The following is a 517-nucleotide window of genomic DNA, read 5'->3' on the forward strand; positions in this document are numbered from 1 at the left end:
GTCGAAACCGCCCCTCCGCCCGGCGGCGTGGCGGGTGTCGGCGCAACAAAAGTGTCGTAAAACTGTCGTAGGGAAGCAGCGTTCGACGGGCACAAGCGCAGTCGATATAGGGGGCTTCGGCGCCCTGATCGTCGTTGGACTTCCCCGCTGCGCGCGAGGCCGGCGAGCGGCAGGGAGGAGCTTCAACCATGGGGTCCGCTGATATGACCGAGCACACGGTGAAGTCCTTCGAGGACGAACTGAACCACCTGACCGCCGAAGTGGCGCGCATGGGCGGTCTGGCCGAGGCCCAGGTCTCCGACGCCATCGACGCCATCGTCCGCCGCGACGTGCCCCTGGCCCAGTCGGTCATCGACCGCGACGTCCGCCTCGACGCGCTGGACGCCGAGATCGAGAAGAAGGTCATCCGCCTGATCGCCCTGCGCCAGCCGATGGCGCACGACCTGCGCCGCACCGTGGCGGCGATGAAGATCTCGTCCAATCTCGAACGTTGCGGCGACCTGGCCAAGAACATCGC

General features: G+C 67.1%; 1 protein-coding gene. It reads left to right on the plus strand.

The features are described 5' to 3' along the window. Window positions 1-188 precede the first annotated feature (188 nt). Window positions 189-517: phosphate signaling complex PhoU family protein (locus FOY53_RS22875; protein ID WP_281289614.1), on the plus strand; the 329-nt coding region annotated here is incomplete at its 3' end.

Origin of the sequence: Puniceibacterium confluentis (genome assembly GCF_007923445.1) — a bacterium.
Taxonomy (GTDB): Bacteria; Pseudomonadota; Alphaproteobacteria; order Rhodobacterales; family Rhodobacteraceae; genus Puniceibacterium; species Puniceibacterium confluentis.